Consider the following 25,160-nt stretch of genomic DNA (forward strand, 5'->3'; position numbering starts at 1 on the left):
GCCCCTTATTTCTTGGCCTTCTTGTCGGCCGCGTGACCCTTGAACGTACGGGTCAGTGCGAACTCGCCAAGCTTGTGGCCGACCATGTTTTCCGTGACATACACCGGAACGTGCTGACGGCCGTTGTGCACGGCGATCGTCAGGCCGATGAAGTCCGGCAGGATCGTCGAACGACGCGACCAGGTCTTGATCGGTTTCTTGTCACGCGTAGCTGCAGCCGCCTCAACCTTCTTCAGCAAATGGGCGTCGCAGAACGGACCTTTCTTGATAGAACGTGCCATTGCCTACTCCTTAACGCTTGTGACGGCGCTGGACGATCATGCTCGTCGTGCGCTTGTTGCTGCGGGTGCGATAGCCCTTCGTCGGCGTGCCCCACGGGCTCACCGGGTCGCGACCTGCGGCCGTCTTGCCTTCACCACCGCCGTGCGGGTGATCGACCGGGTTCATTGCAACGCCGCGCACCGTCGGGCGGATACCGCGCCAGCGGTTCGCGCCGGCCTTGCCGATCTGGCGGAGGCTGTGCTCTTCGTTGCCGACTTCACCGATCGTCGCGCGGCACTCGACGTGCACGCGGCGGATTTCGCCCGAACGCAGACGAACCTGCGCGTAGACGCCTTCGCGAGCCAGCAGCATCGCCGACGTACCGGCCGAACGCGCCATTTGCGCGCCCTTGCCCGGCAGCATTTCGATGCAGTGGATCGTCGTACCGACCGGGATGTTGCGGATCGGCAGGGTGTTGCCCGCACGGATCGGCGCTTCCGAACCCGACATCAGCTGCGTGCCAACCGTCACGCCCTTCGGCGCGATGATGTAGCGGCGCTCGCCGTCTGCGTAAAGAACCAGCGCAATGTTCGCGCTACGGTTCGGGTCATACTCGAGACGCTCCACCTTCGCGGGGATGCCGTCCTTCGTACGACGGAAATCGATCACACGGTAGTGATGCTTGTGACCGCCACCCTGGTGACGCGTCGTGATGTGACCGTTGTTGTTACGACCGGCCTTCGAGGATTGCTTTTCGAGCAGCGGTGCGTACGGCGCGCCCTTGTGCAGATCCTTGTGGACGATCTTGACCATCGCGCGGCGACCCGGCGAGGTCGGCTTAACTTTCACGATTGCCATGATTACTTGGCCTCCGCTTCAAAGTTGATTTCCTGGCCGGGCTTCAGGCAGACATACGCCTTCTTCACGTCCTTGCGCTTGCCGTTGAAGCGACCAAAGCGCTTGGCCTTGCCCTTCTGGACCAGCACGTTGACGGACTCGACTTCCACCTTGAACAGCAGCTCGACAGCAGCCTTCACTTCCTGCTTGTTCGCGTCCGGCGCGACTTCGAAGACGACTTGTTCGTTCTTCTCCGCAACCAGCGTCGCCTTTTCGGAGATCACCGGTGCGAGCAGGACCTGCATCAAACGATGATCGTTCTTGCGAATCTCGCTCATGACAGCAACTCCTCGATCTGGGCGACCGCTGCCTTCGTGATCAGGATCTTCTTGAAGTAGATCAGCGAGAGCGGGTCGGCAAAGCGCGGCTCAACAACTGCCACGTGGGGCAGGTTGCGCGACGCGAGATACAGGTTCTCGTCGACCGTGTCGGTGATGACCAGCACGGATTCGAGACCCATGGCCTTGAACTTTTCGGCCAGCAGCTTGGTCTTCGGCGCCTCGAGCGAGAGCTCTTCCACGACCGAGATACGGCCTTCGCGGGCCAGCTGCGAGAAGATCGAGCAGAGGCCTGCGCGATGCATCTTCTTGTTGACCTTGTGCGAGAAGTTTTCTTCCGGCGAGTTCGGGAAGATGCGACCACCGCCACGCCACAGCGGGCTCGACGACATACCGGCACGAGCACGGCCCGTACCCTTCTGACGCCACGGCTTCTTGGTGGTGTGCTTGACCTGTTCGCGGTCCTTCTGCGCGCGGTTACCGCTGCGCGCGTTCGCCTGGTAGGCGACGACGATCTGATGGATCAGCGCTTCGTTGTAGTCACGGCCGAACACGACGTCCGACGCGTTAACTGCCGCGCCTTCCTGACCATTAGCGTTCAGGAGCTTCAGTTCCATTATTGCGCTCCTTTCTTGGCGCGCGCCTTGACGGCCGGCGTCACGAAAACCTTGCCGCCCTTCGCACCCGGCACGGCACCCTTGACCAGCAGCAGCTTGCGCTCTGCGTCGATACGGGCGATTTCGAGGTTCTGCACCGTCACGGTTTCGTCACCCATGTGACCGGTCATGCGCTTGCCCGGAAACACGCGACCCGGATCCTGCGCCATACCGATCGAGCCCGGCACATTGTGCGAGCGCGAGTTACCGTGCGAAGCACGGCCCGAACTGAAGTTGTAACGCTTGATGGTACCGGCGTAGCCCTTACCGATCGAGGTGCCTTGCACGTCGACCTTCTGGCCCTCTTCGAAGAGATCCACACCGATCACGGCGCCATTCGACAGCTCGGCAGCCTTGGCGGCGTCGATCTGGAATTCCTTGAGGATTTCACCGGCTTGAACGCCGGCTTTGGCGAGATGACCTGCGAGCGGCTTCGTCACGCGCGATGCACGGCGCGTACCGAACGCAACCTGAACGGCCGTGTAGCCGTCGGTTTCAACAGTCTTGATCTGCGTCACGCGGTTGTCGGACACGTCCAGCACGGTCACGGGAATCGAGTCCCCATCGGCCGTGAAGATACGGGTCATGCCAACCTTGCGACCTACGAGTCCAAGGCTCATCGTTTTCTCCATTCCCGACTGCGATTGGTCGGGGCTAATTTACAAAGTGCCGGTGCTTTTTCGTTCCCTCTCGGGGTAAAGATCCGAAAGGGACACACCGATTTTTTGCGCAAACGCGCGAAAAGACGTCAAGTATAACGCCCCTTCTCGTTTTTCGCAAGCAATCAAAGACTTAGCGCTGCCCGGCTGGCCAGGCAGCGCTCGATGCTTACTGCAGCTTGATTTCGACGTCCACGCCAGCCGGCAGGTCCAGCTTCATCAGCGCGTCGACGGTCTTGTCCGTCGGGTCGACGATGTCCATCAGGCGCAGGTGGGTACGGATTTCGAGCTGATCGCGCGACGTCTTGTTGACGTGCGGCGAACGCAGGATGTCGAAACGCTGGATGCGCGTCGGCAGCGGCACCGGGCCACGGACGATTGCACCCGTCCGCTTCGCCGTGTCGACGATCTCGGCGGCCGACTGGTCGATCAGACGATAGTCGAAAGCCTTCAGGCGAATACGGATTTTTTGGTTCTGCATGACGATTCCTTGGAAAGAGCGAGGTGACGTTGCGTCACCGGATTAAGTAAAGAGCGTAGGACCCGCCTGCGGCGGAGAGCCGCGGACGGGTCCCGGGTACATCGACTTCTACGGCAAGCCAGCGATTTTACTCGATGATCTTGGCGACGACACCGGCGCCGACGGTACGGCCACCTTCGCGGATTGCGAAGCGCAGACCTTCTTCCATCGCGATCGGCGCAATCAGCTTCACCGTGATCGACACGTTGTCGCCCGGCATCACCATTTCCTTGTCCTTCGGCAGCTCGATCGAGCCCGTCACGTCCGTCGTACGGAAGTAGAACTGCGGACGGTAGTTGTTGAAGAACGGCGTGTGGCGGCCGCCTTCGTCCTTGCTCAGCACGTACACTTCCGCCGTGAAGTGCGTGTGCGGCGTGATCGAACCCGGCTTGGCCAGCACCTGGCCGCGCTCCACGTCTTCACGCTTCGTGCCGCGCAGCAGGATACCGACGTTGTCGCCTGCCTGACCCTGGTCGAGCAGCTTGCGGAACATTTCCACGCCCGTGCAGGTCGTCTTCACCGTCGGCTTGATACCGACGATCTCGATTTCCTCGCCGACCTTGATGACGCCGCGCTCGACGCGACCCGTCACCACCGTGCCGCGGCCCGAGATCGAGAACACGTCTTCCACCGGCATCAGGAACGCGCCGTCAACCGCGCGCTCCGGCGTCGGGATGTACGTGTCCAGCGCGTCGGCCAGGTTCATGATCGCCACTTCGCCCAGCTCGCCCTTGTCGCCTTCGAGCGCCAGCTTCGCCGAACCCTTGATGATCGGCGTGTCGTCGCCCGGGAAGTCGTACTTCGACAGGAGTTCGCGCACTTCCATTTCGACCAGCTCGAGCAGCTCGGCGTCGTCGACCATGTCGCACTTGTTCAGGAACACGATGATGTACGGCACGCCAACCTGACGGGCCAGCAGGATGTGCTCGCGCGTCTGCGGCATCGGGCCGTCGGCGGCCGAGCACACCAGGATCGCGCCGTCCATCTGCGCGGCGCCCGTGATCATGTTCTTCACGTAGTCGGCGTGGCCCGGGCAGTCGACGTGTGCGTAGTGGCGGTTGGCCGTTTCGTACTCGACGTGCGCGGTGTTGATCGTGATGCCGCGTGCCTTTTCTTCCGGCGCTGCGTCGATCTGGTCGTACGCCTTCGCCTCGCCGCCGAACTTCGCGGTCAGAACCGTCGTGATCGCTGCCGTCAGCGTGGTCTTGCCGTGGTCAACGTGACCGATCGTGCCCACGTTCACGTGCGGCTTGGTCCGTTCGAATTTACCTTTTGCCATGTTTCTCTTCTTTCAAAAAAGTGATGAACCGGTGACTATGCGATGCGGACCGGGCTCGTGCCCGATCCACCTTTGCGCCGATGCTTACTTCGCCTTCGCGCTGATGATCGCGTCGGCCACGTTACGCGGTGCTTCTGCGTAGTGCTTGAATTCCATCGTGTACGTTGCGCGCCCTTGCGTCAGCGAGCGCAGCGACGTCGAGTAGCCGAACATTTCCGACAGCGGCACTTCGGCGCGAACGATCTTGCCGCCGCCAACCATGTCTTCCATGCCCTGGACGATACCGCGACGGCCCGACAGGTCGCCCATCACGTTGCCCATGTAGTCTTCCGGCGTTTCGACTTCCACAGCCATCATCGGTTCGAGGATGACCGGCTGCGCCTTGCGCATTGCTTCCTTGAACGCCATCGAACCGGCCATGCGGAACGCATTTTCGTTCGAGTCGACGTCGTGGTACGAACCGAACGTCAGGTGAACCTTGACGTCGACGACCGGGAAGCCCGCCAGCACGCCTGCCTTCAGCGTGTCCTGGATACCCTTGTCGACCGCGGGGATGAATTCGCGAGGAATCACACCGCCCTTGATCTCGTCCAGGAACTCGTAGCCCTTGCCCTGCTCATTCGGTTCGAGCGTGATGACCGCGTGACCGTACTGGCCGCGACCACCCGACTGCTTGACGAACTTGCCGTCCACGTCCTTCGCCGTTGCGCGGATCGTTTCGCGGTACGCAACCTGCGGCTTGCCGACGGTTGCTTCCACGTTGAATTCGCGCTTCATGCGGTCGACCAGGATTTCGAGGTGCAGCTCGCCCATGCCCGAAATGATGGTCTGGCCCGATTCCTCGTCCGTCTGGACGCGGAACGACGGGTCTTCCTGCGCCAGGCGGTTCAGGGCGAGGCCCATCTTTTCCTGGTCAGCCTTGGTCTTCGGCTCGACGGCCTGCGAGATCACCGGCTCCGGGAACACCATGCGTTCGAGAACGATCGGGTTCGCCGGGTCGCACAGCGTGTCGCCCGTGGTCGCTTCCTTCAGGCCGACCGCGGCGGCGATGTCGCCCGCGCGAACTTCCTTGATTTCTTCGCGGTTGTTCGCGTGCATCTGCAGAATACGGCCGAGGCGTTCCTTCTTGCCCTTGGTCGAGTTCAGCACCGTGTCGCCCGAGTTGACGACGCCCGAGTACGCGCGGAAGAAGATCAGCTGGCCGACGAACGGGTCCGTCATGATCTTGAACGCGAGTGCCGAGAACTTCTCGTCGTCGGCTGCGCGGCGCTCCGCCGACTCGCCGTTTTCGAGTTCGCCCTTGACCGGGGGAATGTCCACCGGCGACGGCAGGAAGTCGATCACGGCGTCGAGCATGCGCTGCACGCCCTTGTTCTTGAACGCGGTGCCGCACAGCATCGGCTGGATTTCGCAGGCGATCGTACGGTCGCGCAGCGCCTTGACGACTTCCGCTTCCGTGAGCGCTTCGCCGCCGAGGTACTTTTCCATCAGCTCTTCGCTGGCTTCGGCGGCCGACTCGATCATCTTTTCGCGCCACTCGTTGCACGTGTCGACGAGTTCAGCCGGGATGTCGACGTAGTCGAACTTCGTGCCTTGCGAGGCTTCGTCCCAAATGATGGCCTTCATCTTCAGGAGGTCGACGACGCCCTTGAAGTTTTCTTCCGAGCCGATCGGCACCACGACGGGAACCGGGTTCGCCTTCAGGCGGGTCTTCAGCTGGTCGTAGACCTTGAAGAAGTTCGCGCCGGTGCGGTCCATCTTGTTGACGAACGCGAGGCGGGGCACCTTGTACTTGTTCGCCTGGCGCCACACCGTTTCCGACTGCGGCTGCACGCCGCCCACTGCGCAATAGACCATGCACGCGCCGTCGAGCACGCGCATCGAGCGCTCGACTTCGATCGTGAAGTCGACGTGCCCCGGGGTGTCGATGATGTTGATGCGGTGCTCGGGATAGTTGCCGCCCATGCCCTTCCAGAACGCGGTCGTAGCAGCCGAGGTGATCGTGATGCCACGCTCCTGCTCCTGCTCCATCCAGTCCATGGTCGCGGCGCCGTCGTGAACTTCACCAATCTTGTGGTTCACGCCGGTGTAAAACAGAATGCGCTCGGTCGTCGTCGTCTTGCCGGCGTCGATGTGAGCGCTAATACCGATGTTGCGGTAGCGCTCGATAGGAGTCTTGCGAGCCACTTTGATCCTCTATGGGGAGGTGCGCGCCGGGTTCGACCCAACGCGCCTGAACACAAACGGGCGAGGCGCTCGATAAGCGCACCCGCCCGGAATTTTTTCCGCCTTTGGAGCAAACCCCGGTAGGGGTTTTCTCTTAGAAGCGGAAGTGCGAGAACGCCTTGTTCGCTTCTGCCATCCGGTGAACTTCGTCGCGCTTCTTCATCGCGCCACCGCGGCCTTCAGCCGCTTCTTGCAGTTCACCTGCCAGACGCAGGGCCATCGACTTCTCGCTGCGCTTCTTCGCGGCTTCACGCAGCCAACGCATCGCCAATGCCATACGACGCGAGGGGCGCACTTCGACCGGAACCTGATAGTTCGCACCACCAACGCGGCGGCTCTTCACTTCCACCACCGGCTTCACGTTGTTGAGCGCGACAGTGAACACTTCCAGCGGGTCCTTGCCACCCTTGGTCTGGATCTGTTCGAAAGCGCCGTACACGATACGCTCGGCAACCGACTTCTTGCCGGAGAGCATCAGCACGTTCATGAACTTGGCTACATCAACGTTGCCGAACTTCGGATCCGGCAACACTTCCCGCTTGGGGACTTCGCGACGACGCGGCATGTTTCTTCCTTTAACTTTTCAGTTGAAGCGCGGGTGTATCCCTTGCGCTCCGCGGCCACCAACTAACCCGATTCATCCATGACGACTTACCAGCCTGGTCGGGTGACCACTTACTCGACAGCACCGGCCAATCCGGCACCTGTCGCTTTTATCGCCGGCACGCTTGCGAGCACGACGACACCCGACTCTTACTTCGCAGCCTTCGCGCGCTTCGCGCCGTACTTCGAACGAGCCTGCTTACGATCCTTGACGCCCTGGGTATCCAGCGAGCCACGAACCATGTGGTAACGCACACCCGGCAAGTCCTTCACACGGCCACCGCGGATCAGCACGACCGAGTGTTCCTGCAGGTTGTGGCCTTCACCACCGATGTACGAAATGACTTCGAAGCCGTTCGTCAGGCGCACCTTGGCGACCTTACGGAGTGCCGAGTTCGGCTTCTTCGGCGTCGTCGTGTACACGCGGGTGCACACGCCGCGACGCTGCGGGCAGTCCTGCAAGGCCGGCGACTTGCTCTTCGTAGCTTCCGAAGCGCGGCCTTTGCGAACCAGTTGATTGATGGTTGGCATTGTTTATTCCTGAAATTGAACAAAATCGACGCATTTATTTCCGGGCAAAGCGGAAAAGCGTGCGTATCGAACCCCGGAACTCGCTAAATGACGTTCGCTTTCGCCGCGTTTTTATGAATTCGGATGAATTCAACCGACGAACACGCACATCCCAAGAACCGGAACCCAGCATGATATTCCGAAAATACCAAGCGAGTCAACGGCTTGCGATATTTCGGATGACCGAGGATGTGACAGCGCCGCGACGATCCGGCGGCTTTTGGATACCGGTGTAAAAACTCGCGGCTTACTCGTCGCCGACGACCTCGACGAGCTCCTCGCCGAAGCGCTCGAGCTTGCGTGCGCCGATGCCCGGAATGTCGCGCAGCTCGTCGACCGATTCCGGTCCGGTGCGCGCGATTTCCGCCAGCGTGGCGTCGTGAAAAATGACGTAGGCCGGCACACCCTCGCTCTTCGCGGTTTCGGTCCGCCAAAGGCGCAGCCGCTCCCAACGCGATCGCTGACGCGGGCTCATGCCAAGGGTTGGATCGGCGCGCTCGCTCGTGCGCCCCGAGGCGGCGCGCGTGCGCGTGGGCTTCACATAACGGCGCATCGTGACCTTCTGCTCGCCTTTGAGCACCGGTTTGCTCGCCTCGGTGAGCACGAGCGAGCCGAAACCGTCGTGGTCGACGGTGAGGTAACCGAACGCCACCAGCTGCCGGAAGATCGCCCGCCATTCGGCTTCCGAAAGCGCGGAGCCAATGCCGAACGTGGAGATTTTCTCGTGCCCGCGCTGCAGGATTTTCTCGTTGCGGTTGCCGCGCAGGATGTCGATCAGGTGACCCGCGCCGAAGTTGAAACCGCTCGCGCGCTGGGCGCGAAACACGCAGGAGAGCGCCATTTGCGCTTCGCGCGTGGCGTCCCATGTGGCGGGCGGCTCGAGACACGTGTCGCAGTTGCCGCACGGCTGGCTCTCCTCGCCGAAGTACGCGAGCAGGCGCACCCGGCGGCACGAGGCGGCTTCGCACAAACCGAGCAGCGCGTCGAGCTTGCCCGTCTGTACGCGTTTGTGCTGCTCGTCGGCTTCGGACTCGTCGATCATCTTGCGCTGCTGCACGACGTCGCCGAGACCGTAGGCCATCCATGCATTGGCCGCCAGCCCGTCGCGGCCCGCGCGGCCCGTTTCCTGATAGTAGCCTTCCACGCTCTTGGGCAAATCCAGGTGCGCGACGAAGCGCACATCCGGCTTGTCGATCCCCATGCCGAACGCGATCGTGGCACACATCACCACGCCCTCCTCGCGCTGGAACAGCTCCTGGTGCCTCTGGCGCACCTCGAACTCCATGCCGGCGTGGTACGGCAGCGCGCGTAGCCCCTGGCCTTTGAGCCACTCCGCAGTTTCCTCGACCTTGCGGCGCGAGAGGCAGTACACAACGCCCGCATCCGTGGTGCCGTCGGCGCGCGTATGCTCCGCGCGAATGAAGTCGAGCAACTGTGCACGCGCATTGTCCTTTTCGACGATGCGGTAGCGGATGTTCGGCCGGTCGAAGCTCGAGACGAACACGCGGGCGTCGTCGAGCGCGAGACGATGCACGATCTCGTCGCGGGTGATGGCGTCGGCCGTCGCTGTGAGCGCGATGCGCGGCACGTTCGGAAAGCGCTCGTGCAGCACCGAGAGCTGGATGTACTCGGGCCGGAAATCGTGCCCCCATTGCGATACGCAGTGCGCCTCGTCGATCGCGAAGAGACCGATGCGCGTGCGCTCGAGCAAATCGAGAAAGCGCGGCGTCATAAGACGCTCGGGCGCAACATAAAGCAGATCGAGATCGCCCTCGCGCAGAGCCCGCTCGGTGGCCGCCGCTTCGGCCGCGCTCAACGTCGAATTGAGATACGCCGCGCGCACGCCGACTTCCGTGAGCGCGGCCACCTGGTCCTGCATGAGCGCGATGAGCGGCGAGACGACGATGCCCGCCCCCTGCCCCGCTTCCTGGCGCACGAGCGCCGGAATCTGGTAGCACAGCGACTTGCCTCCGCCGGTCGGCATGAGCACCAGCGAATCCCCGCCCGCCGCGACGTGCTCGACGATCTCGGCTTGCTGCCCTCTAAACGCGGGATAACCGAAGACTTCGTTGAGGATTTCGAGCGAGCGGGACATGGAAGGGCGGAGTTCTGGAGCGGGTCGGCGCATTTTACCAACCACCAGGCATGCCAAACACCCAATCGAAGCACGTTGGACGAACGGTAGAGGCTATGCGCCCGCCGGGCGGCCGTTTGTACCTCTCCGTCCGGGACACGCGGACGGATGACGATGGACGGCGCGTCCGTTGCGCCGCGCAGCGGGAAGCGAGCGGCGACAAGGCGGGAACCGGCTACGAGCGGGGCGAACGGTGAAGACGCGGGACGATGCGGGGAAACGACGGAATGCGCAGGCAGATGTGCCCGCGCGACAGCTGGCTTACCCGTTTCGAACCGGCGCCAGCGCGGCGCAGGTCCTAGCGCGCGGGCATCCGGGCGACGCGAATGCTTCCGATGATGGCCACGAGCCCCACCGGAATGAACACGAGCGAGCCGAGCGTAATCAGGAATGCGCCCATCTTGACCCGGCCGGCGACCTGCATGATGAAGCCGATGATGATAAAGGCCCAAACCACGAGAAACGTCGCGAAGAACCACGCGGCCTGCTGAATCCCGACGTGATGCAGCAGATACGAAAAGATGCCGACCGACGCCAGCAGATTCAGAAACAGACCGGCCCCAACGACCCTCATGATTACCGCCTCCAGATTCAGATGATGTGGCCCGAGCCGGACGAAACGCCGCGGGCTGACAGACTTGGCGCGCTACGTTAGCACGCCTCACCGACGCGCGCAGCGGCCGCGCCAGCGCTGCGGCACGAGGCCGCAGACATGACTACGTCACGCACGGCATGGCCAGCGCACGCAAAAAAAAGCCGCCCGGTTCAAACCAGAGCGGCTTTTGCGAGGCCAGGAGGCGGCTTGCGCCGCCCCGTGCTTACTCGTCCGTCGTATGCGGCTGTTGCGGCTGCTCGGCGGCCGGGGTTTCCGGCGTACCGAACTCGAACGCTTCTTCCGCTGCGATCTGGTCGAAACGCTCGCGATCCGACATTTCCTTCGCCCTGCGCGCCTTGTGGAACGCGAGACCGGTACCGGCCGGAATCAGACGGCCGACGATCACGTTTTCCTTCAGCCCGCGCAGATCGTCGCGCTTGCCCATGATCGCCGCTTCGGTCAGCACGCGGGTCGTTTCCTGGAACGATGCCGCCGAGATGAACGAGTCGGTCGAGAGCGAGGCCTTCGTGATACCGAGCAGCACGTTCTCGTACGTTGCCGGACGCTTGTCTTCCGCGTTCATCTTGTCGTTTTCGTCGAGCATGTCCGACCGCTCGACCTGTTCGCCAGGAATGAAACGCGTATCGCCGTTGTCGACGATCTGCACGCGGCGCAGCATCTGACGCACGATCACTTCGATGTGCTTGTCGTTGATCTTCACGCCCTGCAGACGGTACACGTCCTGCACTTCGTCCACGATGTAGCGCGACAGCGCCTCGATACCCTGCAGACGCAGGATGTCGTGCGGATCGGCCGGGCCGTCCACGATCATTTCGCCCTTGTTGACGACCTGACCGTCGTGGACCAGCACCTGCTTTTCCTTCGCGATCAGGAACTCGTGCTGGTTGCCCTCGAGGTCCGTGATGACGAGACGCTGCTTGCCCTTCGTGTCCTTGCCGAACGACGTCGTACCCGTGACTTCCGCCAGGATGCCGGCGTCCTTCGGCGAACGTGCTTCGAACAGTTCCGCCACACGCGGCAGACCGCCGGTAATGTCACGCGTCTTCTGCGCTTCGGTCGGGATACGTGCGAGCACTTCACCCACCTGCACCTGCTGACCGTCCTTCACGGTAATCAGCGCGCCGACCTGGAAGCCGATCTGCACCGAATGCTCCGTGCCCGGAATCTTCACTTCGTCGCCGTTCGCGTCGATCAGCTTGACCTGCGGACGCACGCTCTTCGAAGCCTGCGAGCCGCGGCGCTTCGCGTCGATCACGACGAGGGTCGACAGACCCGTGACGTCGTCGATCTGCTTGGCCACGGTCACGCCTTCCTCGACGTTCTCGAACTTCACCGTACCGCCGTACTCGGTGATGATCGGGCGCGTGAGCGGGTCCCACGTCGCGAGCTGCGTGCCGGCCTTGATCGCCGCGCCGTCGAGCTGCAGCAGCGTCGCGCCGTACGGCACCTTGTGACGCTCGCGCTCGCGGCCGTGGTCGTCGGCGATGATGGCTTCGCCCGAACGCGAGATGACGATCTGCTCGCCCTTCGCGTTCGTGACGTAACGCATCGTCGCCGTGAAGCGCACGGTACCGTTCGACTTGGCTTCCACCGACGAGGCCACCGCCGCACGCGACGCCGCACCGCCGATGTGGAACGTACGCATCGTGAGCTGCGTGCCCGGTTCGCCGATCGACTGCGCCGCGATCACGCCGACCGCTTCGCCGACGTTCACGCGCGAACCGCGGCCGAGGTCGCGGCCGTAGCAGGCCGCGCACAGGCCGTAGCGCGTTTCGCAGGTGAGCGGCGTGCGCACGCGCACTTCGTCGATGCCCAGACGCTCGATCTCTTCGACCGCATCTTCGTCGAGCAGCGAGCCCGCTTCGTACAGCGTTTCCTGCGATTCCGGATTGACGACGTCCGCCACCGCGACGCGGCCGAGAATCCGGTCGCGCAGCGCTTCGACGACTTCACCGCCTTCCACGAGGGCCTTCATGGCCACGCCGTTCGACGTGCCGCAATCGTCCTCGACCACCACGAGATCCTGCGTCACGTCGACGAGACGACGCGTCAGGTAGCCCGAGTTCGCGGTCTTCAGTGCCGTATCCGCCAGACCCTTACGTGCGCCGTGGGTCGAGATGAAGTACTGCAGCACGTTCAGACCTTCGCGGAAGTTCGCGGTAATCGGCGTTTCGATGATCGAGCCGTCCGGCTTCGCCATCAGGCCGCGCATCCCCGCCAGCTGACGGATCTGGACCGCGGAACCCCGCGCGCCCGAGTCGGCCATCATGTAGATCGAGTTGAACGATTCCTGACGCGTTTCCTTGCCGTCGCGGTCCACCACCGGTTCCGTCGCGAGCTGCTCCATCATCGCCTTGCCGACCGCTTCCGACGTCGCCGACCAGATGTCGACCACGTTGTTGTAGCGTTCCTGCGCGGTGACGAGACCCGACATGTACTGACGGTCGTATTCCTTCACCTTCTTCGCGGCGTCGCCGACGATGGTTTCCTTCTGCGGCGGCACGAGCATGTCGTCCACGCAGATCGAAATGCCGGCGCGCGTGGCGAGGCGGAAACCCGACTGCATCAGCTGGTCGGCGAAGATCACCGTTTCGCGCAGACCGCACTTGCGGAACGCCGTGTTGATGAGCCGCGAAATTTCCTTCTTCTTCAGCGGCTTGTTCAGCACGGTGAACGGCAGGCCCGGCGGCAGGATTTCCGAGAGGATCGAGCGGCCGACCGTGGTCGCGTACAGCGAGATCTTCGGCACGAACGCCGGTGCGCCTTCCGACTTGTCCTCGTTGTGGACCATTTCGGTAATGCGCACGTTCACGCGCGAAGCCAGCTCGACTTCCTTGTTCTCGTAGGCGCGCAGCACTTCCGACACGCCCGTGAACGTCATGCCCTCGCCCTTGCCGTTGATCGCTTCACGCGTGGCGTAGTAGAGGCCGAGCACGATATCCTGCGACGGCACGATCGACGGATCGCCGTTGGCCGGGAACAGGACGTTGTTCGACGCGAGCATGAGCGTGCGCGCTTCCATCTGCGCTTCGAGCGACAGCGGCACGTGAACGGCCATCTGGTCGCCGTCGAAGTCGGCGTTGAACGCCGCGCAGACGAGCGGGTGCAGCTGGATCGCCTTGCCTTCGATCAGCACCGGCTCGAAAGCCTGGATGCCGAGACGGTGCAGCGTCGGCGCGCGGTTCAGCATGACCGGGTGCTCGCGGATCACCTCTTCGAGGATGTCCCACACCACCGGCGTCTGGTTCTCGACTTCCTTCTTCGCGGCCTTGATCGTGGTCGCGACGCCCATCGTCTCCAGCTTGTTGAAGATGAACGGCTTGAAGAGTTCGAGCGCCATCAGCTTCGGCAGGCCGCACTGATGCAGCTTGAGCGTCGGACCCACCACGATGACCGAACGGCCCGAGTAGTCCACGCGCTTGCCCAGCAGGTTCTGACGGAAGCGGCCGCCCTTACCCTTGATCATGTCGGCGAGCGACTTCAGCGGACGCTTGTTCGCGCCCGTCATCGCCTTGCCGCGACGACCGTTGTCGAGCAGCGAATCGACGGCTTCCTGGAGCATCCGCTTTTCGTTGCGGACGATGATCTCCGGCGCCTTCAGTTCGAGCAGACGCTTCAACCGGTTGTTACGGTTGATGACGCGGCGATACAGGTCGTTCAGGTCCGAGGTCGCGAAACGGCCGCCGTCGAGCGGCACGAGCGGACGCAGTTCCGGCGGCAGCACCGGCAGCACTTCGAGCACCATCCATTCGGGCTTGATGCCCGAACGCTGGAAGGCCTCGAGCACCTTCAGGCGCTTCGCGTACTTCTTGATCTTCGCTTCCGAGCCGGTGTTCTTCAGCTCGGTGCGCAGCGTCTCGACCTGCTCGTCGATGTTGATCGCGCGCAGCAGTTCGCGCACGCCTTCCGCGCCCATCTCGGCGCGGAATTCGTCACCGTATTCCTCGACCTTGTTGTAGTAATCCTCTTCGGTCATGATCTGCCGCGCCTTCAGCGGCGTCATGCCCGGTTCGATCACCACGTACGCTTCGAAGTACAGCACGCGCTCGATGTCGCGCAGCGTCATGTCGAGCACCATGCCCAGACGCGACGGCAGCGACTTCAGGAACCAGATGTGCGCGACCGGCGAGGCCAGTTCGATGTGGCCCATGCGCTCGCGGCGCACCTTGGCGAGCGTGACTTCCACGCCGCACTTCTCGCAGATCACGCCACGGTGCTTCAGGCGCTTGTACTTGCCGCACAGGCACTCGTAGTCCTTGATCGGCCCGAAGATCTTTGCGCAGAACAGACCATCCCGTTCCGGCTTGAAGGTACGGTAGTTGATGGTCTCCGGCTTCTTCACTTCGCCGAACGACCACGACCGGATCTTGTCCGGCGAGGCCAGACCGATCTTGATCGCGTCGAAAACTTCTTCTTGTTGGACTTGCTTGAATAGATCGAGCAGAGCTTTCATTGCCTTCTCTCCGTAGTCCGATTAGTTGCGGTCGAGGTCGATGTCGATGCCGAGCGAGCGGATTTCCTTCACCAGCACATTGAAGGATTCCGGCATGCCCGCGTCGATCACGTGGTCGCCCTTGACGAGGTTCTCGTACACCTTCGTCCGGCCCGTCACGTCATCGGACTTCACCGTCAACATTTCCTGCAGCACATACGAAGCGCCATACGCTTCGAGCGCCCACACTTCCATTTCACCGAAGCGCTGACCACCGAATTGCGCCTTGCCACCCAGCGGCTGCTGCGTGACGAGCGAGTACGGACCCGTCGAACGCGCGTGCATCTTGTCGTCGACAAGGTGGTGCAGCTTCAGGTAGTGCATGTAGCCCACGGTGACCGTACGCTCGAACATTTCGCCCGTGCGGCCGTCGTACAGACGCACCTGGTTCTTCGACTTCGTCATGCCGAGGTTCTGCGCGATATCGTCCGGATAGGCGAGATCGAGCATCTTCGACATTTCCTCTTCGGTCGCACCGTCGAACACCGGCGTGGCGAACGGAACGCCTTCGCGCAGGTTCTTCGCCAGTTCGAGGATCTCGTCGTCGCCGAAGCTGTCGAGGTCTTCCTTGTGGCCCGACTCGTTGTAGATCTTCGTGAGGAACGCACGGAGTTCTTCAACCTTCGCCTGACGCTGCAGCATTTCGCCGATACGCCAGCCGAGACCCTTCGCGGCCCAGCCGAGGTGCACTTCGAGCACCTGACCCACGTTCATCCGCGACGGCACGCCGAGCGGGTTCAGCACGACGTCTGCCGGACGGCCGTCGGCCATGTACGGCATGTCTTCGATCGGGACGATCTTCGACACGACGCCCTTGTTGCCGTGACGGCCGGCCATCTTGTCGCCGGGCTGCAGGCGGCGCTTCACCGCGAGGTACACCTTGACCATCTTCAGCACGCCCGGCGGCAGTTCGTCGCCTTGCGTGAGCTTCTTGCGCTTCTCTTCGAACGCCAGATCGAACTGGTGACGCTTTTCTTCGATCGAGTTCTTGATCGCTTCGAGCTGCGCCGCCGCTTCTTCGTCCGCGAGGCGGATGTCGAACCAGTGGTAGTGGTCGAGGTCGCTCAGGTAAGCCTGATCGATCTTCGTGCCCTTCGCGAGCTTCTTCGGACCGCCGTTCGCGACCTTGCCGTCGAGCATACGCGCGAGACGCTGGAACGCGTCGCCTTCCACGATACGCAGCTGGTCGTTCAGATCGAGGCGATAGCGCTTCAGTTCGTCGTCGATGATCTGCTGCGCGCGCTTGTCGCGCTGGATGCCTTCGCGCGTGAACACCTGCACGTCGATCACGGTGCCGCTCATGCCCGACGGCACGCGCAGCGACGTGTCCTTCACGTCCGACGCCTTCTCGCCGAAGATCGCGCGCAGCAGCTTTTCTTCCGGCGTGAGCTGGGTTTCGCCCTTCGGCGTGACCTTGCCCACGAGCACGTCGCCGGCTTCGACTTCCGCGCCGATGTACACGATGCCCGACTCGTCGAGACGGCCAAGCTGCACTTCCGCGAGGTTCGAGATGTCGCGCGTGATTTCTTCCGGTCCGAGCTTCGTGTCGCGAGCCACGACGTTCAGTTCTTCGATGTGGATCGACGTGTAGCGGTCGTCGGCCACGACCTTCTCCGAGATCAGGATCGAGTCTTCGAAGTTGTAGCCGTTCCACGGCATGAACGCGATCAGCATGTTCTGGCCGAGCGCGAGCTCGCCCAGATCGGTCGACGCGCCGTCGGCCAGCACGTCGCCGCGCGCAACCTTGTCGCCCATCTTCACGATCGGACGCTGGTTGATGTTCGTGTTCTGGTTCGAACGCGTGTACTTGATGAGGTTGTAGATGTCGACGCCAACCTCGCCCGCCACCGCTTCGTCGTCGTTCACGCGAATCACGATACGGCCCGCGTCGACGTAGTCCACCACGCCGCCGCGCAGCGCCTGAACCGTCGTGCCCGAGTCGACCGCGACGGTGCGCTCGATGCCCGTACCGACGACCGGCTTTTCCGGACGCAGACACGGCACGGCCTGACGCTGCATGTTCGAGCCCATCAGTGCGCGGTTCGCGTCGTCGTGCTCGAGGAACGGGATCAGCGAGGCAGCAACCGAGACGATCTGCGACGGCGCCACGTCCATGTACTGGATGCGGTCCGGCGTGACCATCAGCGTTTCGCCGGCTTCACGCGACGAGACGAGTTCGTCGGTCAGCGTGCCGTCTTCGGCCACGGCCGCGTTCGCCTGCGCGATCACGTAACGGCCTTCTTCGATCGCCGAGAGGTAGTCGATCTGGTCGGTCACCTTGCCGTCCGCGACCTTGCGGTACGGCGTTTCGAGGAAGCCATATTCGTTCAGGTGCGCGTACAGCGCGAGCGAATTGATCAGGCCGATATTCGGACCTTCCGGCGTTTCGATCGGGCACACGCGGCCATAGTGGGTCGGGTGCACGTCGCGGACTTCGAAGCCTGCGCGCTCGCGCGTCAGACCGCCCGGGCCCAGTGCGGAAACACGGCGCTTGTGCGTGATTTCCGAGAGCGGGTTGGTCTGGTCCATGAACTGCGACAACTGCGACGAACCGAAGAACTCGCGAATCGCCGACGAAATCGGCTTCGAGTTGATCAGGTCGTGCGGCATCAGGTTTTCGCTTTCGGCCTGGCCGAGGCGTTCCTTCACCGCGCGCTCGACGCGCACGAGACCCGCGCGGAACTGGTTCTCCGCGAGTTCGCCCACGCAGCGCACGCGACGGTTGCCCAGGTGGTCGATGTCGTCCACTTCGCCCTTGCCGTTGCGCAGCTCGACGAGGATCTTGATGGTCGCGAGGATGTCGTCGTCCTGCAGCGTCATCGGGCCGACGATTTCGTCGCGGCCCACGCGGCGGTTGAACTTCATACGACCCACCTTCGAGAGGTCGTACGCTTCTTCGCTGTAGAACAGGCGGTTGAACAGCGCCTCGACCGCTTCTTCGGTCGGCGGCTCGCCCGGACGCATCATGCGGTAGATCGCAATGCGCGCGGCCATCTTGTCGGCCGTTTCGTCGATACGCAGCGTCGACGAGATGTACGGACCCTGGTCCAGATCGTTCGTGTAGAGCGTCTGGATGTCCTTGATCTTCGCTTCGCGCAGCTTGTCGAGCACGCTTTCGGTGATTTCGTCGTTCGCGTTCGCGATGACTTCACCGGTATCGCCGTCGACGACGTTCTTCGCCAGCACGCGGCCGAGCAGATAATCTTCGGGGACCGAAATATACGTGGTCTTCGCGTTTTCGAGGTCGCGGATGTGCTTCGCGTTGATCCGCTTGTCCTTCTGGACGATGACCTTGCCGTCACGGTCGCTGATGTCGAAGCGCGCGACTTCGCCGCGCAGACGCTCCGGCACGAACTCCATCTGCGCGCCTTCCTGCATCAGCGAGAAGTTGTCGAACACGAAGAAGTTCGCGAGGATCTGTTCCGGCGTGAGGCCGATGGCCTTCAGCAGGATCGTGACCGGCATCTTGCGGCGACGGTCGACGCGGAAATACAGCACGTCCTTCGGGTCGAATTCGAAGTCGAGCCACGAGCCGCGGTAAGGAATGATACGGGCCGAGAAGAGCAGCTTGCCCGAGCTGTGCGTCTTGCCCTTGTCGTGTTCGAAGAACACGCCAGGCGAGCGGTGCAGCTGCGAGACGATGACACGCTCGGTGCCGTTGATGACGAACGAACCGGTCGGCGTCATGAGCGGAATTTCGCCCATGTACACTTCCTGCTCCTTCACTTCCTTCACGACCGGCTTGCTCGGCGATTCCTTGTCGAGCAGGACGAGACGGACCTTGGCGCGCAGCGCCGAGCAGTACGTGAGGCCACGCTGCTGGCATTCCTTGATGTTGAATGCCGGCGGCGAGAGCATGTAGCTCACGAACTCTAGACGAGCAAAGCCGTTATGGGAAACAATAGGAAAAACCGACGAAAACGCTGCCTGCAGACCTTCCGGTTTGCGTTGCACAGTCGGCGTTTCTGCTTGCAGAAACGTGCTGAATGATTCAAGCTGGGTAGCCAGCAGGAAAGGAACCTGGTGAACGATGGGGCGTTTCGCGAAACTCTTGCGAATACGCTTCTTCTCGGTGAAGGAATAGTGCATACGATCTCCGAATCACGGCGGGTAGGACGACCCGAGTGTTCACCGACTGAGACCCGATGGCTTCGCGAGCCCTGGAAGCTTGGTGGTTGGCCTCTACCAACCGCTGGCTGACGGCAACGGATTTCGGCTTGTCATAACGTGCCCGCTGCCCGACCAAACTTGCCTTCTGCAGTCGCTTCAGAAGACAAAGAGAATCGCCGCCCGCCACGATGAATCCTCGCAGCGAAAGACGGTTTTCTTTGGCTTCTGGGTTCCACATTCCCGCCTCCGACTCGTCAAAATCGAACACAAAAACGCAGAACCCACAAAGCACAAAAAGGCCGGCGGTGTAAAAACCGCCAGCCTTCGCACAGCGCGCTGAAACTTACTTGATTTCAGCCTTCGCGCCGGCTTCTTCCAGCTTCTTCTTCGCTTCTTCAGCAGCAGCCTTGGGCACCGCTTCCTTCACGGGCTTCGGTGCGCCGTCGACCAGGTCCTTCGCTTCCTTCAGGCCGAGACCCGTCAGTTCACGAACGGCCTTGATGACCGACACCTTGTTCGCGCCGGCTTCAGCCAGGATGACCGTGAATTCGGTCTGCTCTTCAGCAGCAGCAGCAGCGCCGCCGCCTGCCGGGCCAGCGACTGCCACAGCAGCTGCCGACACGCCAAACTTCTCTTCGAATGCCTTGACCAGTTCGTTCAGTTCGAGAACCGACATCGCGCCAACGGCTTCGAGGATGTCTTCTTTTGCGATTGCCATTTGAAATTACTCCAGATTTGAATTCGGAAACAGCTAGCGATCCTTCTCGCCCGCTCGTGTTCGCTATTAAGCAGCTTCGGCTTGCTTCTTTTCCGCCAGCGCGGCCAAAGCGCGCGCCATACCGGAAACCGGAGCCTGCATAACGAACAGCAGCTTCGAGAGCAGTTCTTCGCGGCTCGGGATGCTGGCCAGCGCTTGCACGCCTGCCTTATCCATCACCTTGCCTTCGTAGGAACCAGCCTTGATGACCAACTTGTCATTGCCCTTCGCGAAGTCATTGACGACCTTCGCAGCAGCAATGGCATCTTCCGAGATGCCGTAGATCAGGGGGCCAGTCATCTGCTCTGCCAGCGGAGCAAACGGGGTACCTTCGACAGCGCGACGCGCCAGCGTGTTCTTCAACACGCGCAGGTACACCTGCTGCTCGCGCGCTTTCGCGCGCAGCTTGGTCAGATCGCCAACCGCGATTCCACGATACTCGGCCAGCACCATGGTCTGAGCCTTCGCGACGTGCGCGGAGACTTCAGCCACGACGGCCTGCTTACCTTCTTTGTTCAGTGGCACGGTTAACCTCCAGATTCGACATTCAACGCTCTCGCGCCAGATGCCGCGTTCAACAACGGCGACCGACCAGTCCGGAGTAAATCAGCTTGCATCGCCGGGCGTTACCGCCCGCTTCCGCTCACATCAGCACTTCAAAACTTTTTCGGGTTCGCCATCTGCGTTGGCTTTGCATTAAGGACGCGCCCAACTGCTGCACTTCCGCCAACGGTCTTTGACAACCGGTTGTGCCGCGCAGACTGCCGCTTCACAACCGCCCAAAGCCCTTTAAACCCGCGCTGCACCCCTTTGGGGGGCCCAACGCGGCATAACTATTACGCTGCGAGCGACGTCTGGTCGACGCGAACGCCAACACCCATCGTGCTCGACACCGCGATCTTGCGCAGGTACACGCCCTTGCTCGTCGCCGGCTTTGCCTTGTTCAGCGCGTCGAGAAGCGCGTCAAGGTTGCTGCGCAGCGCTGCCGGCTCGAACGACGCCCGGCCAATGGTCGCGTGGATGATACCGGCCTTATCGACACGGAATTGCACCTGACCAGCCTTCGCGTTCTTGACCGCGGTCGCCACGTCCGGCGTCACGGTGCCGACCTTCGGGTTCGGCATCAGGCCACGCGGGCCGAGGATCTGGCCGAGCGTACCGACGACGCGCATCGTGTCCGGCGAAGCGATCACGATGTCGAAGTTCAGGTTGCCGCCCTTGATCTGTTCAGCGAGATCTTCCATACCGACGATTTCTGCGCCGGCTGCCTTGGCCTGCTCAGCCTTTTCGCCTTGCGCGAACACCGCGACGCGGACCGACTTGCCGGTGCCCGCAGGCAGAACGACCGAGCCGCGAACGACCTGGTCCGACTTCTTCGCGTCGATGCCGAGCTGCACTGCAACGTCGATCGATTCGTCGAACTTCGCCGTGGCGCACTCCTTCACGAGCGACAGCGCGTCGCCGATCGGGTATTGCTTCTGGCGGTCGATCTTGGCGGCCAGAGCCTGTTGACGCTTGGAAACCTTAGCCATTTACACGCCCTCCACGGTGATGCCCATCGAGCGGGCGCTGCCAGCGATCGTGCGAACCGCTGCGTCCATATCGGCTGCCGTAAGGTCCGGCATCTTGGTCTTGGCGATTTCCTCGGCTTGCGCGCGGGTGATCTTGCCAACCTTGTCGGTGTGCGGCTTGCTCGAACCCTTGTCGACCTTCGCTGCCTTCTTGATCAGAACCGTAGCCGGCGGCGTCTTCAGGACGAACGTGAAGCTCTTGTCTGCGAATGCCGTGATGACGACCGGGACCGGCAGACCCGGCTCCATCGCTTGAGTCTGCGCGTTGAATGCCTTGCAGAACTCCATGATGTTCAGGCCGCGCTGACCGAGTGCCGGACCGACCGGCGGCGACGGGTTGGCTTTACCTGCAGGAATCTGCAGCTTGATAAAGCCGATGATTTTCTTTGCCATGTTGAAAACCTCTTTGGAACGCGTGAGCGTTCTGGTGAGTGATAGCGCGCGTTCGCCGCAATCTTCGCTGTGTCAACAGCTTGCGCAGCATTTACAGCCGACCGGACTACTGGCGCTCCTCTACGGCCATTACGCGGACCGTAAGCGCGGAAAGCGGACCGCACCCTAAGGCACGATCCGTCGTATTCGATTTACAGCTTTTCGACCTGGCCGAATTCGAGCTCGACCGGCGTGGCACGCCCGAAAATGGTGACGGAGACCCGGACACGCGACTTTTCGTAGTTGACTTCTTCGACGCTGCCGTTGAAGTCCGTGAACGGACCTTCCTTCACGCGGACCATCTCGCCGACTTCGAACAGGGTCTTGGGGCGCGGCTTCTCCACGCCTTCCTGCATCTGCGACATGATCTTTTCGACTTCGCGCGGCGAAATCGGGCTCGGGCGATTACGCGCCCCGCCGACGAAACCAGTCACCTTGGCCGTGTTCTTCACGAGGTGCCACGTTTCGTCTGTCATTTCCATCTCGACCAAGACGTAGCCCGGGAAGAAACGACGCTCGGTCACCGATTTGTGACCGCCCTTCACCTCGACCACTTCTTCAGTCGGCACGAGGATCTGGCCAAATTTGTCCTGCATGCCAGCACGTTCGATGCGCTCCTGAAGCGCACGTTGCACGCTCTTCTCCATGCCGGAGTAGGCGTGCACTACATACCAACGTTTTCCGCTCGGGGATGCCGGTGTATCGCTCATATCATTTCCAACCCAGAATCGCCGAGAAAATCACCCACTCGATGGATTTGTCGCAAACCCACAGAATGATGGCCATTGCCAGCACAAAACCGAAGACCACCAGCGTCGTTTGCGTGGCCTCTTTGCGAGTCGGCCAGACGACCTTGCGAACTTCCTTGTACGAGTCTTTGGCAAATGCGATGAAGCTCTTGCCAGGCGCCGAGAGAAGACCGACTACCACCCCCGCGATCACGCCCACTGCGAGCGCCGCACCGCGGACATACCACTCCTGGCTACCGAGCCAGTAGAACCCTACGAACCCGGCCACAACCAACAATACACCCGCCCCAAGCATCAGCTTGTCGCTGGAAGTATTAACAGTTTCGACGGAAGGATTCGCCATAACACCTTAAAGAACAACGCGCCGTAGCGCGGGAAGTTGGCAGGGGCAGAGGGAATCGAACCCCCAACCTTCGGTTTTGGAGACCGACGCTCTGCCAGTTGAGCTATACCCCTAAACCATTTTGGGGTTGGCGGCATCGCCAACCCCGAAACCACTCAGTCGATCAACGAGACTGGCAAAAACTTACTCGATGATCTTGGCGACGACACCGGCGCCGACGGTACGGCCGCCTTCGCGGATTGCGAAGCGCAGACCTTCTTCCATCGCGATCGGCGCAATCAGCTTCACCGTGATCGACACGTTGTCGCCCGGCATCACCATTTCCTTGTCCTTCGGCAGCTCGATCGAGCCCGTCACGTCCGTCGTACGGAAGTAGAACTGCGGACGGTAGTTGTTGAAGAACGGCGTGTGGCGGCCGCCTTCGTCCTTGCTCAGCACGTACACTTCCGCCGTGAAGTGCGTGTGCGGCGTGATCGAACCCGGCTTGGCCAGCACCTGGCCGCGCTCCACGTCTTCACGCTTCGTGCCGCGCAGCAGGATACCGACGTTGTCGCCTGCCTGACCCTGGTCGAGCAGCTTGCGGAACATTTCCACGCCCGTGCAGGTCGTCTTCACCGTCGGCTTGATACCGACGATCTCGATTTCCTCGCCGACCTTGATGACGCCGCGCTCGACGCGACCCGTCACCACCGTGCCGCGGCCCGAGATCGAGAACACGTCTTCCACCGGCATCAGGAACGCGCCGTCAACCGCGCGCTCCGGCGTCGGGATGTACGTGTCCAGCGCGTCGGCCAGGTTCATGATCGCCACTTCGCCCAGCTCGCCCTTGTCGCCTTCGAGCGCCAGCTTCGCCGAACCCTTGATGATCGGCGTGTCGTCGCCCGGGAAGTCGTACTTCGACAGGAGTTCGCGCACTTCCATTTCGACCAGCTCGAGCAGCTCGGCGTCGTCGACCATGTCGCACTTGTTCAGGAACACGATGATGTACGGCACGCCAACCTGACGGGCCAGCAGGATGTGCTCGCGCGTCTGCGGCATCGGGCCGTCGGCGGCCGAGCACACCAGGATCGCGCCGTCCATCTGCGCGGCGCCCGTGATCATGTTCTTCACGTAGTCGGCGTGGCCCGGGCAGTCGACGTGTGCGTAGTGGCGGTTGGCCGTTTCGTACTCGACGTGCGCGGTGTTGATCGTGATGCCGCGCGCCTTTTCTTCCGGCGCTGCGTCGATCTGGTCGTACGCCTTCGCCTCGCCGCCGAACTTCGCGGTCAGAACCGTCGTGATCGCTGCCGTCAGCGTGGTCTTGCCGTGGTCAACGTGACCGATCGTGCCCACGTTCACGTGCGGCTTGGTCCGCTCAAACTTACCCTTGGCCATTTTCGACTCCTAAGAGGATTTTTCCGTACGTTGCGCGGGGCGCGCAAACAATCACTGGCTTGCTGCTGCCTGCTCGATGCGAGGCCTCGGAGGCTCGCTAGATACCGGCTGGTGCCCATGGGCAGGATCGAACTGCCGACCTCTCCCTTACCAAGGGAGTGCTCTACCACTGAGCCACATGGGCAATTACTTCATTTCGCTGGAGCGGGTGAAGGGAATCGAACCCTCGTCGTAAGCTTGGAAGGCTTCTGCTCTACCATTGAGCTACACCCGCAAGGATTGCCGATTCCCGACACTTAACTACAGCTGAATTCTGGTGGAGGAGGTTGGATTCGAACCAACGTAGGCGTAAGCCAACAGATTTACAGTCTGCCCCCTTTAGCCACTCGGGCACCCCTCCGCAGAGAACTGATGATTATGGTTGGACATCCGATAAGTGTCAAGCACTTTATTCGGCGCCAAACCCACAACGCTCTCACTTATAGTGAGAGCAAAAAAGCAAAAACCCCGGCTTTTGAGGGCCGGGGTTTTGCAGGTGGAGGAGCCTGACGATTACCTACTTTCACACGGGCAATCCGCACTATCATCGGCGTGGAGTCGTTTCACGGTCCTGTTCGGGATGGGAAGGGGTGG

21 protein-coding genes, 4 tRNA genes and 1 rRNA gene are annotated in these 25,160 nt (G+C 61.9%); all 26 read right to left on the reverse strand.

The window, feature by feature from the left end; all coding sequences use genetic code 11:
• Window positions 1-5: 5 nt before the first annotated feature.
• Window positions 6-281 carry a 30S ribosomal protein S19 gene (gene rpsS, locus BLU17_RS24795; RefSeq protein WP_027797286.1) on the reverse strand — a complete coding sequence of 92 codons (276 nt, stop codon included), beginning with the start codon at window positions 279-281 and terminating at the stop codon, window positions 6-8.
• A gap of 10 nt (window positions 282-291) precedes the next feature.
• Complete coding sequence (gene rplB / locus BLU17_RS24800; RefSeq protein ID WP_092002761.1) at window positions 292-1,119, reverse strand: 50S ribosomal protein L2; 828 nt, start codon at window positions 1,117-1,119, stop codon at window positions 292-294.
• A 2-nt stretch (window positions 1,120-1,121) separates the two neighbouring features.
• Window positions 1,122-1,436 carry a 50S ribosomal protein L23 gene (gene rplW, locus BLU17_RS24805; RefSeq protein WP_028206513.1) on the reverse strand — a complete coding sequence of 105 codons (315 nt, stop codon included), beginning with the start codon at window positions 1,434-1,436 and terminating at the stop codon, window positions 1,122-1,124.
• Window positions 1,433-2,053 (reverse strand): 50S ribosomal protein L4, encoded by a 621-nt coding sequence (gene rplD, locus BLU17_RS24810; RefSeq protein WP_028213350.1) that lies wholly within the window; start codon window positions 2,051-2,053, stop codon window positions 1,433-1,435. The genes rplW and rplD overlap by 4 nt, the downstream gene beginning before the upstream one ends.
• Complete coding sequence (rplC, locus tag BLU17_RS24815; RefSeq protein WP_092002805.1) at window positions 2,053-2,712, reverse strand: 50S ribosomal protein L3; 660 nt, start codon at window positions 2,710-2,712, stop codon at window positions 2,053-2,055. The genes rplD and rplC overlap by 1 nt, the downstream gene beginning before the upstream one ends.
• Window positions 2,713-2,920: 208 nt before the next feature.
• Window positions 2,921-3,232: a 30S ribosomal protein S10 gene (gene rpsJ, locus BLU17_RS24820; RefSeq protein WP_017777154.1), complete on the reverse strand. Its 312-nt coding sequence runs from the start codon at window positions 3,230-3,232 to the stop codon at window positions 2,921-2,923.
• A 127-nt stretch (window positions 3,233-3,359) separates the two neighbouring features.
• Complete coding sequence (gene tuf / locus BLU17_RS24825; RefSeq protein WP_012402197.1) at window positions 3,360-4,550, reverse strand: elongation factor Tu; 1,191 nt, start codon at window positions 4,548-4,550, stop codon at window positions 3,360-3,362.
• An 84-nt stretch (window positions 4,551-4,634) separates the two neighbouring features.
• Entirely contained in the window at window positions 4,635-6,737 is a 2,103-nt protein-coding gene (fusA, locus tag BLU17_RS24830) for an elongation factor G (RefSeq protein ID WP_092002764.1), read from the reverse strand.
• A 133-nt stretch (window positions 6,738-6,870) separates the two neighbouring features.
• The gene (rpsG, locus tag BLU17_RS24835; protein WP_008343817.1) at window positions 6,871-7,341 is read right to left on the reverse strand and encodes a 30S ribosomal protein S7; all 471 of its coding nucleotides are present in this window, start codon (window positions 7,339-7,341) and stop codon (window positions 6,871-6,873) included.
• A gap of 188 nt (window positions 7,342-7,529) precedes the next feature.
• Window positions 7,530-7,910, reverse strand: coding sequence for a 30S ribosomal protein S12 (rpsL, locus tag BLU17_RS24840; protein ID WP_027797953.1), 381 nt, complete (start codon window positions 7,908-7,910; stop codon window positions 7,530-7,532).
• A 286-nt stretch (window positions 7,911-8,196) separates the two neighbouring features.
• A complete protein-coding gene (gene recQ / locus BLU17_RS24845; protein ID WP_092002768.1) occupies window positions 8,197-10,044 on the reverse strand; it encodes a DNA helicase RecQ in 1,848 nt (615 codons plus the stop codon).
• A 337-nt stretch (window positions 10,045-10,381) separates the two neighbouring features.
• Window positions 10,382-10,657, reverse strand: a complete 276-nt coding sequence (locus tag BLU17_RS24850; protein ID WP_092002771.1) for a hypothetical protein — start codon at window positions 10,655-10,657, stop codon at window positions 10,382-10,384.
• Between the two features lie 244 nt (window positions 10,658-10,901).
• The gene (gene rpoC / locus BLU17_RS24855; RefSeq protein WP_092002773.1) at window positions 10,902-15,152 is read right to left on the reverse strand and encodes a DNA-directed RNA polymerase subunit beta'; all 4,251 of its coding nucleotides are present in this window, start codon (window positions 15,150-15,152) and stop codon (window positions 10,902-10,904) included.
• Window positions 15,153-15,173: 21 nt separating this feature from the next.
• Window positions 15,174-19,280: a DNA-directed RNA polymerase subunit beta gene (gene rpoB, locus BLU17_RS24860; protein ID WP_092002776.1), complete on the reverse strand. Its 4,107-nt coding sequence runs from the start codon at window positions 19,278-19,280 to the stop codon at window positions 15,174-15,176.
• A gap of 364 nt (window positions 19,281-19,644) precedes the next feature.
• A complete protein-coding gene (gene rplL, locus BLU17_RS24865) occupies window positions 19,645-20,019 on the reverse strand; it encodes a 50S ribosomal protein L7/L12 (protein WP_092002781.1) in 375 nt (124 codons plus the stop codon).
• Window positions 20,020-20,085: 66 nt separating this feature from the next.
• Complete coding sequence (gene rplJ, locus BLU17_RS24870) at window positions 20,086-20,583, reverse strand: 50S ribosomal protein L10 (protein WP_092002783.1); 498 nt, start codon at window positions 20,581-20,583, stop codon at window positions 20,086-20,088.
• Between the two features lie 311 nt (window positions 20,584-20,894).
• On the reverse strand, window positions 20,895-21,590 hold the full coding sequence (rplA, locus tag BLU17_RS24875; protein ID WP_092002786.1) for a 50S ribosomal protein L1: 696 nt from the start codon (window positions 21,588-21,590) through the stop codon (window positions 20,895-20,897).
• The gene (gene rplK / locus BLU17_RS24880) at window positions 21,591-22,022 is read right to left on the reverse strand and encodes a 50S ribosomal protein L11 (RefSeq protein ID WP_090541963.1); all 432 of its coding nucleotides are present in this window, start codon (window positions 22,020-22,022) and stop codon (window positions 21,591-21,593) included.
• Window positions 22,023-22,213: 191 nt separating this feature from the next.
• The gene (nusG, locus tag BLU17_RS24885; RefSeq protein WP_028208939.1) at window positions 22,214-22,771 is read right to left on the reverse strand and encodes a transcription termination/antitermination protein NusG; all 558 of its coding nucleotides are present in this window, start codon (window positions 22,769-22,771) and stop codon (window positions 22,214-22,216) included.
• 1 nt (window position 22,772) lies between these two features.
• On the reverse strand, window positions 22,773-23,153 hold the full coding sequence (secE, locus tag BLU17_RS24890; RefSeq protein WP_092002789.1) for a preprotein translocase subunit SecE: 381 nt from the start codon (window positions 23,151-23,153) through the stop codon (window positions 22,773-22,775).
• 37 nt (window positions 23,154-23,190) lie between these two features.
• Window positions 23,191-23,266, reverse strand: a tRNA-Trp gene (locus tag BLU17_RS24895).
• A 70-nt stretch (window positions 23,267-23,336) separates the two neighbouring features.
• Window positions 23,337-24,527, reverse strand: a complete 1,191-nt coding sequence (gene tuf, locus BLU17_RS24900) for an elongation factor Tu (protein WP_012402197.1) — start codon at window positions 24,525-24,527, stop codon at window positions 23,337-23,339.
• Window positions 24,528-24,636: 109 nt separating this feature from the next.
• Window positions 24,637-24,711: transfer RNA gene (locus BLU17_RS24905), tRNA-Thr, on the reverse strand.
• A 16-nt stretch (window positions 24,712-24,727) separates the two neighbouring features.
• Window positions 24,728-24,801, reverse strand: a tRNA-Gly gene (locus BLU17_RS24910).
• A 40-nt stretch (window positions 24,802-24,841) separates the two neighbouring features.
• A tRNA-Tyr gene (locus BLU17_RS24915) sits at window positions 24,842-24,927 on the reverse strand.
• Window positions 24,928-25,070: 143 nt separating this feature from the next.
• Window positions 25,071-25,160: ribosomal RNA gene (gene rrf / locus BLU17_RS34615) — 5S ribosomal RNA — on the reverse strand; the annotation flags it as partial.

Source organism: Paraburkholderia lycopersici, from assembly GCF_900096975.1.
In the GTDB taxonomy this organism is placed as follows: Bacteria; Pseudomonadota; Gammaproteobacteria; order Burkholderiales; family Burkholderiaceae; genus Paraburkholderia; species Paraburkholderia lycopersici.